This window comes from Streptomyces mobaraensis (genome assembly GCF_020099395.1).
Taxonomy (GTDB): Bacteria; Actinomycetota; Actinomycetes; order Streptomycetales; family Streptomycetaceae; genus Streptomyces.
On sequence record NZ_CP083590.1, the window covers coordinates 684,932 to 701,181 of the forward strand.

The 16,250-nt window shown below is 75.9% G+C and carries 17 protein-coding genes; 8 read left to right on the forward strand and 9 right to left on the reverse strand.

The window, feature by feature from the left end; translation table 11 throughout:
* Positions 1-209: 209 nt before the first annotated feature.
* The gene (locus tag K7I03_RS02750; RefSeq protein ID WP_185942836.1) at positions 210-683 is read right to left on the reverse strand and encodes a roadblock/LC7 domain-containing protein; all 474 of its coding nucleotides are present in this window, start codon (positions 681-683) and stop codon (positions 210-212) included.
* A 130-nt stretch (positions 684-813) separates the two neighbouring features.
* A complete protein-coding gene (locus K7I03_RS02755) occupies positions 814-1,551 on the reverse strand; it encodes an alpha/beta fold hydrolase (protein ID WP_263457555.1) in 738 nt (245 codons plus the stop codon).
* A gap of 317 nt (positions 1,552-1,868) precedes the next feature.
* On the opposite strand from K7I03_RS02755, the gene K7I03_RS02760 reads away from it, so the two are divergent.
* The 4 genes from K7I03_RS02760 to K7I03_RS02775 all read left to right on the forward strand — a co-directional run bounded on the left by K7I03_RS02760 (position 1,869) and on the right by K7I03_RS02775 (position 5,706).
* Complete coding sequence (locus K7I03_RS02760) at positions 1,869-2,171, forward strand: hypothetical protein (RefSeq protein WP_185942933.1); 303 nt, start codon at positions 1,869-1,871, stop codon at positions 2,169-2,171.
* A gap of 318 nt (positions 2,172-2,489) precedes the next feature.
* Entirely contained in the window at positions 2,490-3,371 is an 882-nt protein-coding gene (locus K7I03_RS02765; RefSeq protein WP_185942835.1) for an alkaline phosphatase family protein, read from the forward strand.
* Between the two features lie 2 nt (positions 3,372-3,373).
* A complete protein-coding gene (locus K7I03_RS02770) occupies positions 3,374-4,681 on the forward strand; it encodes an MFS transporter (protein ID WP_185942834.1) in 1,308 nt (435 codons plus the stop codon).
* Positions 4,678-5,706, forward strand: coding sequence for a TolB family protein (locus K7I03_RS02775; protein WP_185942833.1), 1,029 nt, complete (start codon positions 4,678-4,680; stop codon positions 5,704-5,706). The genes K7I03_RS02770 and K7I03_RS02775 overlap by 4 nt, the downstream gene beginning before the upstream one ends.
* 70 nt (positions 5,707-5,776) lie before the next feature.
* On the opposite strand, the gene K7I03_RS02780 is transcribed toward K7I03_RS02775, so the two are convergent.
* The 3 genes from K7I03_RS02780 to K7I03_RS02790 form a co-directional block, all read right to left on the reverse strand.
* On the reverse strand, positions 5,777-6,172 hold the full coding sequence (locus K7I03_RS02780) for a DUF2267 domain-containing protein (RefSeq protein WP_185942832.1): 396 nt from the start codon (positions 6,170-6,172) through the stop codon (positions 5,777-5,779).
* A 143-nt stretch (positions 6,173-6,315) separates the two neighbouring features.
* Positions 6,316-6,705 carry a DUF2267 domain-containing protein gene (locus tag K7I03_RS02785; protein WP_185942932.1) on the reverse strand — a complete coding sequence of 130 codons (390 nt, stop codon included), beginning with the start codon at positions 6,703-6,705 and terminating at the stop codon, positions 6,316-6,318.
* Positions 6,706-6,826: 121 nt separating this feature from the next.
* Positions 6,827-7,261, reverse strand: a complete 435-nt coding sequence (locus K7I03_RS02790; RefSeq protein WP_185942831.1) for an Hsp20/alpha crystallin family protein — start codon at positions 7,259-7,261, stop codon at positions 6,827-6,829.
* Positions 7,262-7,385: 124 nt separating this feature from the next.
* Between K7I03_RS02790 and K7I03_RS02795 the strand changes: the two genes are divergently transcribed.
* Entirely contained in the window at positions 7,386-8,078 is a 693-nt protein-coding gene (locus K7I03_RS02795; protein ID WP_185942830.1) for a type III effector protein, read from the forward strand.
* Positions 8,079-8,565: 487 nt separating this feature from the next.
* On the opposite strand, the gene K7I03_RS02800 is transcribed toward K7I03_RS02795, so the two are convergent.
* Positions 8,566-8,748 (reverse strand): hypothetical protein, encoded by a 183-nt coding sequence (locus tag K7I03_RS02800; RefSeq protein WP_185942829.1) that lies wholly within the window; start codon positions 8,746-8,748, stop codon positions 8,566-8,568.
* A 248-nt stretch (positions 8,749-8,996) separates the two neighbouring features.
* Between K7I03_RS02800 and K7I03_RS02805 the strand changes: the two genes are divergently transcribed.
* The gene (locus tag K7I03_RS02805; protein ID WP_185942828.1) at positions 8,997-11,975 is read left to right on the forward strand and encodes a DEAD/DEAH box helicase; all 2,979 of its coding nucleotides are present in this window, start codon (positions 8,997-8,999) and stop codon (positions 11,973-11,975) included.
* Positions 11,976-11,990: 15 nt separating this feature from the next.
* On the opposite strand, the gene K7I03_RS02810 is transcribed toward K7I03_RS02805, so the two are convergent.
* Together K7I03_RS02810 and K7I03_RS02815 are read right to left on the reverse strand one after the other, a co-directional pair.
* A complete protein-coding gene (locus K7I03_RS02810; protein WP_185942827.1) occupies positions 11,991-12,524 on the reverse strand; it encodes an NUDIX hydrolase in 534 nt (177 codons plus the stop codon).
* A gap of 143 nt (positions 12,525-12,667) precedes the next feature.
* A complete protein-coding gene (locus K7I03_RS02815; RefSeq protein ID WP_224346833.1) occupies positions 12,668-13,186 on the reverse strand; it encodes a hypothetical protein in 519 nt (172 codons plus the stop codon).
* Positions 13,187-13,393: 207 nt separating this feature from the next.
* Between K7I03_RS02815 and K7I03_RS02820 the strand changes: the two genes are divergently transcribed.
* Positions 13,394-13,888 carry a hypothetical protein gene (locus tag K7I03_RS02820; RefSeq protein WP_185942826.1) on the forward strand — a complete coding sequence of 165 codons (495 nt, stop codon included), beginning with the start codon at positions 13,394-13,396 and terminating at the stop codon, positions 13,886-13,888.
* On the opposite strand, the gene K7I03_RS02825 is transcribed toward K7I03_RS02820, so the two are convergent.
* Positions 13,836-14,720 carry a phosphatidylinositol-specific phospholipase C/glycerophosphodiester phosphodiesterase family protein gene (locus K7I03_RS02825; RefSeq protein ID WP_185942825.1) on the reverse strand — a complete coding sequence of 295 codons (885 nt, stop codon included), beginning with the start codon at positions 14,718-14,720 and terminating at the stop codon, positions 13,836-13,838. The genes K7I03_RS02820 and K7I03_RS02825 overlap by 53 nt on opposite strands.
* A gap of 232 nt (positions 14,721-14,952) precedes the next feature.
* Here K7I03_RS02825 and K7I03_RS02830 point away from each other — a divergent pair, with 232 nt between their 5' ends.
* A complete protein-coding gene (locus K7I03_RS02830; RefSeq protein ID WP_221902963.1) occupies positions 14,953-16,203 on the forward strand; it encodes a phosphodiester glycosidase family protein in 1,251 nt (416 codons plus the stop codon).
* Positions 16,204-16,250: the final 47 nt, after the last annotated feature.

The following is a 16,250-nucleotide window of genomic DNA, read 5'->3' on the forward strand; positions in this document are numbered from 1 at the left end:
TGGTGACGACTGTAGAGGAGGGGTCTGACAACACCTCAGGCGTCGCTCCCGTCACGCCGGAAGCGCTCACACAGCAGGGCGGCTCACCCCGTCACACCGGGCCGGCCCACCTCGTACTCACCGGCCGACCCCGCACTCATCAGGCCCGCCCACCTCGTACCCACCGGGCCGGCACACCCCCGTACCCACCAGTCCCGCGCTCGCTCCCGTCACCCGGGCCGACCGTGGCACTCCCCCGGGTCCTGCCGTGGATCGCCCAGGCCAGACCCTCTGCCCGGCCCCTCGGACCCGCCACCCGCCCCCGCGGCCCGCGCCGCCACCCGGTCGGCCAGCACGGTCATCTCGTAGGCGATGGTCCCGACGTCCGCCGCACCGCTCCCCAGCACGCACAGGCAGTTCTCGTCCCCGGCGGCCGTCACGAAGAGGACGCCGCCATCGAACTCGATCATGGTCTGGCGCACCCGGCCCGCCCGGAACTGCCGCCCGGTGCCCTGGGCCAGGCTGTGCAGCCCCGAGGCGACGGCGGCCAGGTGCTCGGCGTCCTCCCTGGTCAGCCCTTCGCTGGCACCCGTCACCAGGCCGTCGTTGGACAGCACCAGGGCATGCCGTATGCCCTCGGCCCGCCGCGTCAGGTCGTCGAGTATCGCTTCGAATCCCTTGCCGAACCCCTTGCCGAGCCCCATGCGCCGCCTCCCGCTCCGCGTTCCCCGGCAGTGTCGTGCAAGCCTCGCTCACCCGTCGGCGGTCGGCAAGCACGCGATCCCGGGCGGATTCCGGCGGCCGGAGGCCGCGTACGCGCGGCCGGGGCGGCGGTCAGCGGTCCTCCGCGAGCACCGCCGGCCGACCGGCGGTCTCCCCGCGTCCGGCCTGCGGAACCCCGGCGACCGCCGCCGCGAAGGCGTCCGGGTTGTCGAACATCATCACGTGGCCGGCGCCCGGAACGGTCCGCACCACCACACCGCACTCCTCCAGCCCCTCCCGCCCCGCGAGTTCACCGCTCAACTCGCCCTGCAGATAGACCCGCGGGATCCGCAGACCGGTCAGCATCGCCCGCATCGTCGGCCGCGTGCCGCGGACCAGCCAAGTGGCGCTGCGGTGCAGCGCCGTCGGGTCGGCCAGGCGCATCGTGGCCGCCCACGCGCTTCCCACCCGGTCCAGCGTCTCCTCGAAACCGCCGCCCCGCACGAACGTTTCCTCGGTGTAGCGCGCGATGCCGCTGCTGCCCGCGGTCGCGGGCGGGTCCGGGTCGAGGTTGGCCTCGGCGAGGACGAGGCGCGAGACCAGGCCGGGCCGGCGGTGGGCGAGGGCGACGGCGACCGCTCCGCCCATGCTGTGCGCGACGAGTTCGGCACCGCCGGCTCCCGCCGCGTCCAGGACGGCACCGAGCGCGTCGGCGTGCTCCTCCAGGGTGTAGCCGAAGTCGGCGGGCCGGTCGCTCGTCCCATGGCCGGGCAGGTCGACGAAGAGGGAGCGCCGGCCGACGAGGGCCGGGTGCGCGGCGATGTGGGCGTGGTACGCGGCGGAGGCGGCGCCGAGCCCGTGGACGTACACCAGCGGCGCGCCGTCCCCCCCGCGCCTCGGTCCACCGGATCCGCGCCCCGCCGGAGGTGAACTCCGTCTCCCGCATCGCCATGCCCGTCCGTCTCCCCTTGTCGTCGTCCCGTGGCCACCGTCCGGTGGTGACGACCGAGAGGATAGATCGATTCGACATATCCCGCATCCGTCTTATGCGCTGACGGACGGACGCGTGGGCGACGGCGAACGCTCGCTCGGCGCACCGGCCGACCCTCCTCCCCTGCCCACGGGTTCAACACCCCGTGAACCGGGCACACTTGCACAACCGCAGGAAGAGCCGCTCATGGGGGCAGGTGATCCGCGTGCTCGAAAGGTTTCGCAGGCACTTACGGCCGGCAGGACAGGATGGGGGCGCGCCCCCGCCGCGCCCGCCGGAGCGGCAGCACAACCTGTTCGAGGCCGCGGCCGTCTACGTCGCGGCCTGCGCCGAGAACGATCCCGACCGGAGCGCCGAGGCCGCACGCTGGGTCTCCCCCGAGGCGCTCAGCTTCGGGGTGAACGAGCTCGCCTGCCGCGCCCTCGTCGCGCTCGCGCGGGAGCGCGGCACGTCGCCGCAGCACGTGGCGCGGAGCCTGCTCGGCCTCCCGGCCGCCTGACCGCCCGAGCACCTGAGCACCTGACCGCCGCCGCCCGAGACCCGACGGACTCCGAACGGGACGGACCGCTTCCGACGGTCGACGGCGGTCTTCAGCGCCCCAGGCTCGACGACCCCGGCTCGACAGCCCCAACTCGGCACCCCCAGGCTCGACGGCCCCGATGGACCGGGTACACCCGTCCACCCCCACCCCGGCGACCGTTCCCCGGAGCGTCACCGGGAAGACGTGTACATGCCACGGACCGGCCCTACGCTGCCGACGCACCCCGCTTCCCGCGTCACCACGCAGCGCTCCCCCACCCCCACACCGGAGGCCCCCGTGCCCCTCTCCCCACGCCCCCGCAGACGTCACCTCGGCGCCCTCGCCGCCGCCCTCGGGCTGGCCGCCGGCTCGCTCGGCCTCTGGTCGGCCACCTCCTCCGCGTCCCCCACGGCGGCGGTCCCCACGCCGGACCACGTCGTGGTCGTGGTGTTCGAGAACCACGCGTACGACCAGGTCATCGGCTCCTCCTCCGCCCCCTACATCAGCTCCCTGGCGGCGGGCGGCGCCAACCTCACCGCCTCCTACGCCGAGACCCACCCCAGCCAGCCCAACTACTACGCCCTCTTCTCCGGCGACACCCAGGGCGTCACCGACGACAGCTGTGTGGACGTCGGCTTCAGCGACGCGCCCAACCTGGCCGCCGAACTGTCCGACAAGGGCAGAACCTGGGCCAGTTACAACGAGTCGCTGCCCGCCGAGGGCTCCACCACCTGTTCGAGCGGCCGGTACCGGCAGAAGCACAACCCGTGGTTCGGCTTCGGCAACGTGCCCACCAGCACCGCGCACACCTTCGGCGCCTTCCCGAAGGACTACACCGAGCTGCCGACGGTGTCCTTCGTGGTCCCGAACATGTGCAGCGACATGCACGACTGCTCGGTGTCCACCGGTGACACCTGGCTCAAGAACAACCTCAAGGGCTACGCGGACTGGGCGAAGACCCACAACAGCCTGCTGCTGGTGACCTTCGACGAGGACAACCGGCTGAGCGGCAACCGGATCCCGACCGTCCTCTACGGCCAGCCGGTCAAGGCCGGTGCCACCTCCGCGACCACGTACAACCACTACGACGTGCTGCGCACGATCGAGGACATGTACGGGACCGCGCACGCCGGCAACGCGGCGCGCGGCAAGGACATCACCGGCGTCTGGAACAGCTGACCGTGTACCTCGCGGACAGCCGTACGTCCCCGGCGGGCACCGCGTCCGCCGACCCGCCCGAACGCCCAGATCGGGGACGGCGGTACGCCGCCGTCCCCGGCACGGTGCTCGTCCTGGGGACCGTCAGCATGATCACCGACGTCTCCTCGGAGATGGTCACCGCCGTCCTGCCGCTCTACCTCGTGGCCGGACTGGGGCTCTCCCCGCTCGGGTTCGGCCTCCTGGACGGCGTCTACAACGGGGTCAGCGCCCTCGTCCGGCTCCTCGGCGGCGGGCTCGCCGACCGGGGCGCGGGGCCCAAGGCCGTGGCCGCCGCCGGCTACGGTCTGTCGGCGCTCTGCAAGCCCCTGCTGCTCGCGGCGCACACCGTGCCGCTGATCGGGGCGGTCCTCGCCGCCGACCGTACGGGCAAGGGGCTGCGCACGGCGCCGCGCGACGCCATGATCTCGCTGGCCTGCGAACCGGCCGAGCGGGGACGGGCGTTCGGGGCCCACCGGGCGATGGACACGGCCGGCGCGCTGCTCGGACCGGTGGCGGCGTTCCTCATCCTCCGGGTCGCGGCCGGTGGTTACGACGCGGTGTTCACCGTGAGCGGGTGCGCGGCGGCGCTCGGGGTGCTCGTCCTGCTGCTGTTCGTCCCCGGGCGCTCCGGTACGCCGGAGCGGGCGTCCGGTCGTACGGCGCGGAGGGCGCATCGCACGCCGGTTCGTGCGCTGCTACAACGGTCCGCGGTCCGCCGACTGGCGGTCTGCGCGGCGCTGTTGGGGCTGACGACGGTCAGCGACTCGTTCCTCTACCTGACACTGCAACGCCGTCTGGACCTGTCGGAGTCCTGGTTCCCGCTGCTGCCGCTGGGCACGGCGGCGGCCTTCCTGCTGCTGGCGGTGCCGGTGGGCATCCTGGCGGACCGGTTCGGCCGTCGGCTGTGCTTCGTCTGCGGCCATCTGGCGCTGCTGGGGGCGTATGTGCTGCTCGTCGCGCCGTTCGGGGACTCCCCCGCGCTCGCCGGCGCGGTGCTCGTGCTGCACGGCTCCTTCTACGCGGCCACGGACGGCGTCCTCGCGGCGGCGACGGCCGACGCCGTGCCCGAGGCGGTGCGCGGCAGCGGTCTGGCCGTGGTGCAGACCGGTCAGGCGGGGGCCCGGTTCGTCTGCTCGATCGCGTTCGGCGCGGCATGGACCGCCTGGGGCGACCGTACGGCGCTGGGCCTGGCGGCCGTCGGGCTGGCCGTCTCGGCGCTGGCGAGCGCCCGCCTGCTGCGGCCCGGCACGCCGGGCGGCCACGATCGCACGGGGGAGGGCGTCCGTTGAGGCGCGCACACCGGATCATCGTGCTGCTCGTCGCGGTCCTCGTCCTGGGCGGTGTGGCCCTCGCGGCGACCCTGCACGCGGCGGACCGCGCGGCGGAGAAGGACCGTGTCCAGGCCGGCGGTCCCGAGGTGCGCTCCGGTGACGTGGTCCTCGGGACGCCGGGCCGCGCGGTGTTCCGCAACATGGCGTGGGGGCCGCACCGGGACGAGCTCACCTCGGTGGCCGAGGCGGACCCGTCCGGTCCGCGCACCGCCTCAGGCGTGCGGTGCCTGCGGTTCCACTCCGACGCGGGCACCGGCGTCTGCCTCCAGGCGGTGCGCGGGGCACTCCGGGACGGCTACCGCGCCGTCGTGCTGGACGCGCGCCTGCGGGAGGTCCGGCGGTACGCCCTGGCGGGCATCCCCAGCCGGGCCCGGGTGGCGCCCGGCGGGCGGGTCGTGGCGTGGACGGTCTTCGTCAGCGGCGACTCGTACGCCGGCAGTTCCTTCTCGACCCGTACGTCGATCCTGGACCTCCGGTCGGGAAGCCTGGACCGCAGCCTGGAGACGTACCGCTTCCTCCTGGACGGCAGGGAGCACCGGGCGGCCGACCTCAACGTCTGGGGCGTCACCTTCGCCGACGACGACCACTTCTACGCCACGGTCGCCACCGGCGGCCGGACCCATCTCGTCCGCGGCGACCGCGCGGCGAAGACCCTGCGCTCCCTGCACACCAACGTGGAGTGCCCGTCACTCTCCCCCGACGGCACCCGCGTCGCCTACAAGAAGCGCGTCGCGGGTGCGTCGCCGGACGCGCCCTGGCGGCTCTACGTACTCGATCTGCGCACCTTGCGGGAGACCGCGACGGCAGAACGGCGGAACATCGACGATCAGGCCGTCTGGCGGGACGGGCACACCCTCGTGTACTCACTGCCCGGCGACTATGGCTCCGACCTGTGGACGGTGCCGGCCGACGGGTCCGGACGGCCGCGGACGCTGATGGAGGCGGCCCTGGCTCCGGTGTTCACGCCGGCGCCGCGGAAATGACGCCGGAGTGACGCGGGCGTGGGCGCGGGCGTGGGAGAGAGCGTTCCTCTTCGGCCCCCCCGGGCAACGCTCAGGCCGCGGGCGCCAGTTCGACGCGGCCGAAGAGGAGGGCGTAGCCCCGGGGCAGTTGGGCGAGGATGCGGCCGGTGAGCTCTTCGCCGGCCGTACCGGCGAGTTCGGTGAGGACGGTTCCGGTGGCCCACCGGGCGGACGGTGGCGCGGTGTCCAGGGCGGCGGCGACGGCCTCGACGAACGCGGGGGCGGTCAGCGGCTGGGTGAGCGGGATGCTGCCCGCCAGGACCGCGCCGGCCTCGGGGGGCAGGAGCGCCGCGAGTTCGCAGCGTTCCTCACCGGTGACGTGCCCGCCCAGGACGGCCAGGACGGCCCGCAGGACGTCCTCCGCCTCCTCGTCGGTGGCGTACCGGCCGGCGGCGCGTATCCGCCGCACGAGGTCGTGCCAGGTCATGCGTTCCGATTCCTTCCTGCTCACGGTCCTGTTCACAGTGCTGCTCACGGTCGTGCTCACAGTGCTGCTCACGGTTCTGCTCACGATCGGGACCCCGGAGGCGGCACCGCCCCGGGGCGGTCGGGCGGCCGGGCGTCGGGCGGTCACGCCTCCCCCGGGCGGCCGAAGAGGAGGTCGTAACCCGGCGGGAGCTGGAGCAGGAGCCGTCGCATCAGATCGGCGTCGACGGCCTCGGCCACCACGCTGAGCACGGCGCCGGTGTCCCACAGGGCCGTCTCCTCGGTCGCCCCCTCGATCCAGGCCGCCGTCGCGCGGACGAACCGCTCCGCGCTCAGCGGTTCGGCGGCCGGCAGCGGGTTGAGGAGGATCAGGGCGTAGGTCTCGGGCAGCCGGGCGGCCAGCCGGTTCCGTTCCTCCCCTACGAGGTGCGCGCCGAGCAGCGCGAGGACGACCCGGGCCGCCCGGTCCGCCTCCTGCCGCGACGCGTACGCGCCCCGTTCCCGGACCGCCTCCAGGAACGCGTCGTTCCTCATGTGCGTCACCGCCGCCTCCTCGGATGCGCGCCCGGCGGGTGGGTCGGGCCCGCCCGCCGCGCGCTGTACGCGGTGCTTCCGGTTCAGCCGCTGATCCGCGCTCAGCCGCTGATCTGCTCGTTCAGCCGCTGATCTGCTTGGGCTGCTCCCCGCCGGAGATGGTGATCTTGCGGGGCTTGGCGCGCTCGGCGATCGGAATGCGCAGCGTCAGCACGCCCGCCTCGTAGTCGGCCTTGATGCGCTCGGTGTCGAGGGTGTCGGCGAGCATCAGCTGGCGGGAGAAGACGCCCAGCGGCCGCTCGGAGAGCTCCATCTGCACGGAGTCCGCCTTCACGGCCGGACGCCGTTCGGCCTTGACGGTCAGCATGTTCCGCTCGACGTCGATGTCGATGGCGTCCGTGGAGACGCCGGGGAGGTCCAGCGCGATCACGTACTCGTCGCCCTCGCGGTAGGCGTCCATCGGCATCGGGGACGGCCTCGACCACGTACCGGACGTCCCCAGGAGCTGCTGGGTGAGCCGGTCGAGCTCGCGGAACGGGTCGGTGCGCATCAACATCGGGAAACACCTCCACTGGTTCGGGCACTCGCCAATGCGCTTCACCTGTTCCTGTTGTAGCATGTCATCGGAATGATGACAAGCGCGATGTCGTCAGAAGGGTGACATCCGGGAGGGAGATCCAGTGTCCGAACCAGCCGACCGCCCCGAAGCGTCCCCGGCCCCCGGGCCGGCCTCGCTCCTGGCCGCCGCCGCGGCCCTCAGCACCATCGACCGGGCCGTGCGCGGCGCCGGCGCGACGGCGCGGGAGGACGGGGGCGGGGACGACCCGACCGCCGGGGCGACCCGCGTCGAACAGGCCCTGGCCACGCTCCTGCTGCTGCGCGAGGTCCGCCACCAGCTCGCCGAATGGGAGCCCGGCCTCATCGAGGCGGCCCGGGACGCGGGCGCCAGCTGGGCCGAACTCGCCCGCCCGCTGGGCGTGACCAGCCGCCAGGCGGCCGAGCGCCGCTATCTGCGGCTCCGCCCCGACGTCACGGGGGCCACCGGCGAGGAACGGGTCAAGGCCACCCGCGACCGCCGCGCGGCCGAGCGCACCGTCACCGCCTGGGCCCGGGACAACGCGGCCGACCTGCGGCGGCTCGCCGGCCAGATCACGTCCCTGCCCGGCCTCCCCGCCGAGGCCGCCGCCCCCATCGACCACCTGTCCCGCGCCCTGGCCCAGGACGACGCGGCCCACCTCGTCGGACCTCTGGCCGACACCCATCCGCATCTGCGCGCGGACCACCCGGATCTCGCCGCGCGCGTGGACGCGGTCGCCCGGCACACGGACCGGCTGCGCCAGGACAGCGATGTACGCCGCCAGCAGCCGGGCTGAGAGGGCCGGCCATCGCCGAGGTGGCGGCCGCGACGTGCGCGTGAGCACGCGCGCCCTGGGCAGGCTGCCCGGAGAGCCACCGGACCCGCCGGGACCCAGAGCCTGCCGACGGATCACCGCGGGCTCCCGTCGCCTGGCAGGCCCGGCTCCGAACGCTTGGCAGGCACGGGCTAACCCACCCCCGGCAGGGGCCGACCCCCGCCGCACGGCAGGCCCCGGCTCCCGACGCCTGGCAGGCACGGGCTCCCCACGCCCGGCAGGCGCCGACTCCACAACCCGGCAGGCACGGGCTCCCGCCGCCCGGCGGGCAGCGGGTCCCCACACCCGGCAGGCAGCGGGGCCCGACGCCCGGCAGGCCGGCATCCTCAACCGCCTCGTCAGCCGCGGCCGGGGGCGCCCGGCACAGGGGCGGCCTTCCGCTCGCGATAGGACGCGCATCCGCCGGACGCGGCTCGCCGCTCCCCGAAGACCCGCCGGACGGCCCCCGCTAGCGCCCCAGCTCCTTCCGCGACACCCGGCGCAGCCGCTTGCGCTGCGCGGGGTCGAGCAGGAGGTACGCGCCGACGGGCACGCCCACCATCACCAGTACCGCCGGCCAGAAGGGCAGCACCAGCAGGAGGAGCGCTCCCACCGCCACGCCACCGGCGGCGACCTTCGCCCTGCCGCTCATCTCCATGCCTCCTCGCGCTCCGATGCGCGCTGCGACTCGCGCTCCGACCGGTTTCCGCGTCCTTCCGCGTTTTTCCACGTCGCCCGCACAACGCCCGGCGTCCGCGCCCGGTTCCCGCCTCCAGTGTGCTCCCGGCCCGGCGATCCGGTGCCCTCGCCGACGGGCCCGGCCGCCCGCCCTGTACCCTCGGCGGCCCCGCCCGCACCACCGCCGCACCCCACGCCCGGCCCCGAGGAACGCACCACTCCGTGACCCCGCCGCCCAACCCAACGCCCACCCCGACGGCCGCCGAGGCCGCCCTGCTCGCCCGCTGCTCCGCCGCCTTCCTGCCGGCCGAGCCGACCGAGCCGCCCGGCGCGGGCCGCGTCGCCTTCTGGCGGTCGGACGGGACGGCTCCCGAGGCGCGCGGGCCCGTGGAGGCGATCACCGTCGGTTCCGGTGCGGCCCCGGTGGAGGTGAGCGCCCTGATCCTGCCCGTGCGCGCCGCCCTGCCCGCCCTCACCCGTGCCCGCGCGGCCGGCGCCGACGGGACCACCGCCTTCTGGGGCGCCGCCGCCGTCCTCGCCCTGCAACTGGCGGCGCGCGGGCGGCTGTTCCCGCGGACGGGCGACACCGCGCCCCTCGCCGCCGAGGACCTCCGCCGCGTCCGCGACCTGGCCGCCGCCCTGCCACCCGCCGCGGGCCCGCTCCCCGCGCCCGAACCGGAGCGGCTGGTCCTCGCCTTCCTCGACGCCGTCGCCGACGGCCTGCCCCGCTCCCCCGCCGCCGTACCCCCACCACGTCACCGGCCGGCCCCCGGCCCACCGACCCCGGAGGCCGCACCGGAGCCCGCACCGGAGGCCACCCCCAGGCCCGTCCGGCTCTCCCTCCGCGTCGAGGCCCACGGCCTGACGGCGACCGGCGACCGCGACTCCGGCCCGCGCCTCCGGGCCGTCCTCCAGGTGCACGACCTCGCCGACCCGGCGCTGGTCGCCGACGCCGCCGAGGTGTGGTCCGGCGCGTCTCCGGCCGTGTCCCTGCACGGCCCGGGCGCCCGGGCCGGCGCCCGGCTCGCCCTCCGCCGCGCCGCCCGCGCCTGGCCCGCCCTGAAGCCGCTGCTCTCGGCCGCCGCACCCGACGCCCTCGACCTGACCGACGCGGAGACCGTCGAACTCCTGGGCCCCGCCACCACGGCGCTGGACGCCGTCGGCGTCGAGGTGCACTGGCCGCGCGAACTCGCCCGCACCCTCACCGCGCACGCCGTCGTCGGCCCCCCGGAGAACCCCGAGGACGCCACCGGCGTCACCGACAGCGCAAAGGACACGAGAAGCACCGGGAGCACCGAGAGCACCACCGGACCGTCCCTCCCGGACCGGCGCCCGGCCGGGCCGCCCGCCTTCTCCTCCGGCGCCCTGCTGGAGTTCCGCTGGCGTCACGCCCTCGGCGGCGCGGAGCTGAGCCGCGCCGACCTCGACCGGCTCGCCGAGGCCCGCCGTCCGGTGGTGCGGCTGCGGGACAGGTGGGTGCTGGTCGACCCGGCCGCCGTCCGCCGCGCCCGTGAGCGGCGCGCGCGAGCGGTCACCCCGGTCGAGGCCCTGGGCATCGCCCTCACCGGCCGGGCCGCGACCGGGGAGGGCCCCGACGAGACGGTGGAGGTCCGCCCGGTCGGCCGGCTGGCGGCCCTCCGGGACCTGATCGCCGACCCCGGCGCCGTCCGGGAGCCGGTGTCCCACCCCGCCGGCCTCGCCGCCACCCTGCGCGACCACCAGCTCCGCGGCCTCGCCTGGCTGGACCGCATGACCTCGCTCGGTCTCGGCTGCTGCCTGGCCGACGACATGGGGCTGGGCAAGACCGTCACCCTCATCGCCCTGCACCTGCGCCGCCGCGCCCGGCCCGGGACGGCGGGTCCGACGCTCGTCGTCTGCCCGGCCTCCGTCCTGGGCAACTGGCAGCGGGAGATCGAACGTTTCGCCCCCGGCGTCCCCGTCCGCCGCTTCCACGGCACGTCCCGCTCCCTGGCCGGCCTGTCGGCCGACGAGTTCGTGCTCACGACGTACGGCACGGTGCGGCGGTCCGCCGACGACCTCAAGGGCGACGACCTCCAGGGCGGCGGCCTCCAAGGCGGCGACCTCCGGGGCGGCGACCTCCAGAGCACCGAGTGGGGTCTGGTCGTCGCCGACGAGGCTCAGCACGTCAAGAACCCGCACTCCGCCACCGCCCGCCGGCTGCGCGCCGTCCCCGGGCAGGCGCGCGTCGCGCTCACCGGTACCCCCGTGGAGAACGACCTCACCGAGCTCTGGGCCATCCTCGACTGGACGACGCCCGGCCTCCTCGGCCCGCTGGACGCGTTCCGCCGGCGCCACGCCCGGGCCGTCGAGTCCGGCACCGACCCGGACGCGGCCCGGCACCTCGCCGCGCTCGTCCGGCCGTTCCTGCTGCGCCGCCGCAAGTCCGACCCGGGCATCGCGCCCGAGCTCCCGCCCAAGGCGGAGACCGACCTCGTCGCACCGCTGACGCCCGAACAGGCCGGGCTGTACGAGGCCGTGGTGCGCGAACGGCTCGCCGAGATCACGGAGGCGGACGGCCCCCGGCGGCGCGGACTGGTCGTCCGGCTCCTGACGAGCCTGAAGCAGATCTGCAACCACCCGGCCCAGTTCCTCAAGGAGGCCGAAGGGAGCGAGGAGAGCACAGCACCGCGCCTCGCGGGCCGCTCGGGCAAGGTGGAGCTGCTGGACGGCCTGCTCGACTCCGCCCTCGCCGACGGTGCGAGCGTCCTGGTCTTCACCCAGTACGTGCGGATGGCCCGCCTCCTCGAACGGCACCTCGCCGACCGCGGCGTGCCCGCGCGCCTGCTGCACGGCGGCACTCCCGTGGCCGGCCGGGAGGACCTGGTCCGGCGCTTCCAGAGCGGTGAACTGCCGGTGCTGCTCCTGTCGTTGCGCGCCGCCGGCACGGGCCTGAACCTGACCCGCGCCGAGCACGTCGTGCACTTCGACCGCTGGTGGAACCCCGCCGTCGAGGCCCAGGCCACCGACCGCGCCCACCGCATCGGCCAGACCAGGACCGTACGGGTGCACCGGCTGGTCACCGAAGGCACGGTCGAGGACCGGATCGCCGCACTGCTGCGCCGCAAGCAGGCGCTGGCGGACGCCGTCCTGACGGCCGGGGACGGCGGAGTCGCCCCGCTGACCGAGCTGAGCGACGCCGAGCTGGCCGAGCTCGTGACGCTCCGGGGGCCGCGTCGCTGACGCACCCCCCAGGGGTCATCTCACCTCTTCGTCCTCCAGGTACACGGCCGCCTCCAGCCGTCCCGCCGCCGCCTCGACCGCGGCCGTGACGAGCGCCGGAAGCGGCGCGTCCGTACCGTTCACGGGCTCGCCCGGGGCCCACCAGCACGCGTCCAGGGCCTCTTCCTCCTGCAGGCGGAAGTCGGCGAACCGGCCGGCAGGGACGTCCATCGCGAAGACGAAGTGCAGGGCGTCGGCGGTGCGCCGCAGCGGGCCGAACCAGGTGCCGGCCCGCGCGTGCCGGACGAGCAGCAGCCGGCCGGCCGTGCCGCGCAGGCCGGTCTCCTCCCACACCTCCCGCACGGCGGCCTCCTTGGGCGTCTCCCCCGGCTCCACCCGGCCCCCGGGCAGCGTCCACACGCCCGCGCGGGCGTGGAGCAGCAGGAGCACCCGCCCGTCGTCCCGGCGGATCAGTCCCCACGCGCCGGCCCTGAACCGCCCCTCGTGGTCCGGCCCGCTCACCGGACGCGCCCGCTCGTCGCCCGCCTCGACCGTATCGCTCGTCCTCATCGGCCATCCCTCCCCCGGCCCGGCCACCGGCGCACGGTGCGACGGTCCGGGGCCGGCGCTCACAGTAGCGCCGGGAGCCGGCCGGGCGCCGGGTGATTCCGAGCGCCCGACAGGTGGTCACCTCGCCGGTGAGGGGCGTCGCTTCACCGCGCCCCGACCGCCGACACCCCACCGGGCAGCCCGGGCGGCAGGGCCGTCGGGAGCGCGGTCGGCAGGCGCGGGAGCCGGGTCGGGAAGCCGGTGGGCAGCTCCGTGGGGAACCCGGAGGGCAGCCGGGACGGGAAGCCCGAGGGCAGCCGGGTCGGGAGGCTCGTGGGGAGCCGGCTCGGCAGGGACGTGGGGAACACGTCCCGCGACGGGCCCGCCGAGGCGCCGGCCGTCGGGGTGCCGTCCGGTGCGGGCCGGTCGCGGTCGTCCTTCGCGACCAGCGCGACGGCGAGCCCGATCCCGCCCACCAGCACCCCGACGAGCGTGCCGAGCAGGAGCCACCGCCGGCGCGAACCGCCCCCGCCCTCCCCGCCGTCCGTGCCGTCCTCCGGGCCCGTCCCGGGCGGCGGCGGTGGCGGCGGCCAGCCCGGGGGCGCGGGACCGAAGGCGCCGGGCGGCGGGCCCGGCGGCGGGCCGGGCGGGCGGTCACGGGGCGGCTGGGGCGGGGTGGCCATGCGTCCAGCGTCCTCCGCCGGGCGCCGCCGCCACCGCGGGGTGACAGGACCGTCACACGTCCCGCGCGGGAGCATGACATTCCGTCACGGTCCCCTGCGTCGCCATGGTCCCCTGCGCCGTCCTGGTCCCCTGCGCCGTCCTGGTCCCCGCTCCCGCCCGCGTGGCGCACCCCACCGGCCCGACGATCCGACCGTACGATTTTCCGGATGACAGTCGATATGCACCAGAATGTCGCCGCGGCGAAGGCGCGGGCCGCCTGCCTCCTGCTGGCCTTCCGGCACGGCAACCAGCGCGCCTTCGACGACGGCCTGCCCGGCGACATGGCGGCGGACGAGGCCCGGTACCTCGTCGCGGCCCTCGTCTGGATCGCCAACGAGGCGGTCCGCAAGGTGTACCGGCCCGGCGTCGCCGACCGGGTGCTGCGGCACCTCGCCGGCCGGTCGCCGGACGAGCCCGGCTGGGTCCGGACGGACGAGGAGGCGGCGCCCGATGTCGCGTTGCTGCTGGAGTCGGTGTGGCGGGAGGACCGGGACGCGGTCCGTGAGCTCGTCCGGACCACGCCCGACACCACGTTCCTGCTCGGCAAGCTCCTCCACGCCGTGGCTCTGCTGCTGCCCCGGGTGCCGGAGGAGGCGTTCCGCCACGTGCTCAGCGAGCTGCGCGGAGGAACGCCTCCAGACCCGCCAGATCGTCCGTGTTGAGGTGGTCGACGCCGGCCGCCAGCAGCTCCCGCCACACCGCCTCCCGCGCCGGGCCGGGCAGGTCGGGCGTCGCCCAGAACCGCACCCGCCGGTGCTCGGCGTGCGCCCGCCGGACGATCCCCCGCAGCGCCGCCCGTTCCCCGGCGGGCATCGGCCCCGCCCCCTGCCAGCGGAAGTTCTGCCCCCAGTTGTCGCTGACGAGCGGGAGGAACGAGGCGGGCGCCGCGGTGCCGAGGTCCGTCAACCGCCCGTCGTAGAAGGCGTACCGCACCCGTTCCGCCTCCAGCGGCCCGCGGGCCGCGCGGTCGCCGGAGACCACGGCCGTCACCGCGCCGGTCCTGACCCGGCCGTCCGCGCAGCCGGTGAGGATCTCCCGGTAGCGGCGCAGTTCCCGCGACAGGGCGCGGTACGTGGCGTCGCCCGCGGACTTGATGTCGATCAGCAGTTGCAGCGACGTGTCGTAACCCCGGTATACGTGCCCGCCGTTGGCCCGGACGCGGCGCAGCAGCGGGTCGAGGTAGAGCGCGGCGAGGGTGCGGCGCGGGTCGAGGCCGGCGGGGTCGTGGGCGACGAGGAGCTGGTCGCCGACGAGCCAGATGTCGGCCTCGACGCTGCCGAAGCCGTGGGAGAGGGCGTCGGTGAGCGGGTGCGGGTGCTCGTAGTCGTTGTGGGCGTGCGCGCGGCGCAGGGGCGGCGGGGTGTGTCTGCCCCGGGCGGTGCCGGCGAGGGCGGGCGGGGCGACGGTGCCCGCGAGGGCGGCGCCCAGGGTGACGACGACGGCGCGGCGGGTGTGGCGCGACGGTCCGGGACGGCCGGAGACGGACGGGGTCACGGTCCCTCCAGGGGAGCGGGAGTTCGGGGAACGCGCACGCGGGCCGTGCGCGGGATACGCCTGTGCTGCGCGTGTTGCTGTCAGTGAAGTATCGGGGCCCGAAGGGCTGTTCGGGAGGGACGTGCCGAGAGTTGCCGGGTTCGACGCCGGTGCTTTCGCCGCCGTTCTTCCGGGGCAGGGATAGGGCCCCTTGTGGTGTGGTGCAGTCGACGGGTCTTCAGGGGTGACGGTGATGAGACGCGGATGCCGCGTGCGCGCGGTGCTGACGGGACTGGTGGCGTGGGTGTCCCTGGTCGCGGGGGCCGGCGGGGCCAGCGCGTGGGCCGGGCCGGACGGAGTGAGCGGCGCGCCGGACGCCCTGTCGCTGGGCGCCCCGGCGGCGGTGGCGCCCGGCGTGGGTTACCGGGAGTTCTCGCTGAGGGGGAGTCACGGGCCGGCGCACGGGCACCTGCTGACCGTGGACCTGCGGGAGAAACGGGTCTCCGTCGACCTGCTGTACCCCGGTGTGGTCGGGGCGCGGGAGAGCGTCTCCCGGCTGGCGGACCGGCGGGGCGCCGTCGGCGGGGTGAACGGCGACTTCTTCAACATCGCGGAGGAGCAGCATCCCGGAGTCGACGCGACCGGCGCGCCCGTGGGCCCCGCCGTGGCCGGCGGCCGGGCGCTGAAGTCCGCGGTCCTGGACGGCCAGCGCTTCGGCCCGGCGATGCCGCGCGGGGTCACCACCGAGGACGTCCTCGCGGTGGGCACCGACCGGGTGGCGCGCCTGGACCGGCTGCGGTTCGAGGGGGTGGTCCGGTCCGGGGGCGACGAGCTGGAGCTGAGCGGCTTCAACCAGTACGCGCTGCCGGTCGGCGGCGTGGGCGCGTACACCCCGGACTGGGGTCCGGCGTCCCGGCTGCGCGCCACCTGCGGCACCGACACCGACCGCGGCGCGCCGTGCAGCCGGACGACGACGGAGGTCACGGTCCGGAACGGCCGGGTGGCGGCGGTCTCCCACCGGCCCGGCAAGGGCGCGGTCCCCCGGGGTTCCGTGGTGCTGCTGGGCCGGGACGGCGGGGCCCGGGACCTGAACCGGCTGGAGGTCGGCGACCGGGTGGAGGTGTCGAAGCGGCTGCGCGCGCGGGAGTCCGGGGCGGTGCGCTTCGCGCTGGGCGGCTTCCCGATCCTGCGGGACGGCCGCGCCCTCGGCGGGCTGGACGCCACGACGGCCGCGGTGCGCACCGCGGCGGGGGTGGCCGACCACGGCCGGCGCCTCTATCTGCTGGCGCTGGACGGCCGGGCCGAGTACCGCGCCGGGCTGACCCTGGCCGAACTGGCGGCCGCCCTGCGGAAGCTGGGCGCGGTCGACGCGTTCAACCTGGACGGCGGCGGGTCGAGCACGCTGGTCACCCGGGGCTCCGGGGGGCGCGCGGCGGTGCGCAACCACCCGTCGGGCGGGGCGGAGCGGGCGGTGCCCAACGGCATCGGGGTCTTCGTCGGATAAACCCGCCGTGAGCCCCCGGGCAGCGACGAGGCGCCGTCCGCACCGGA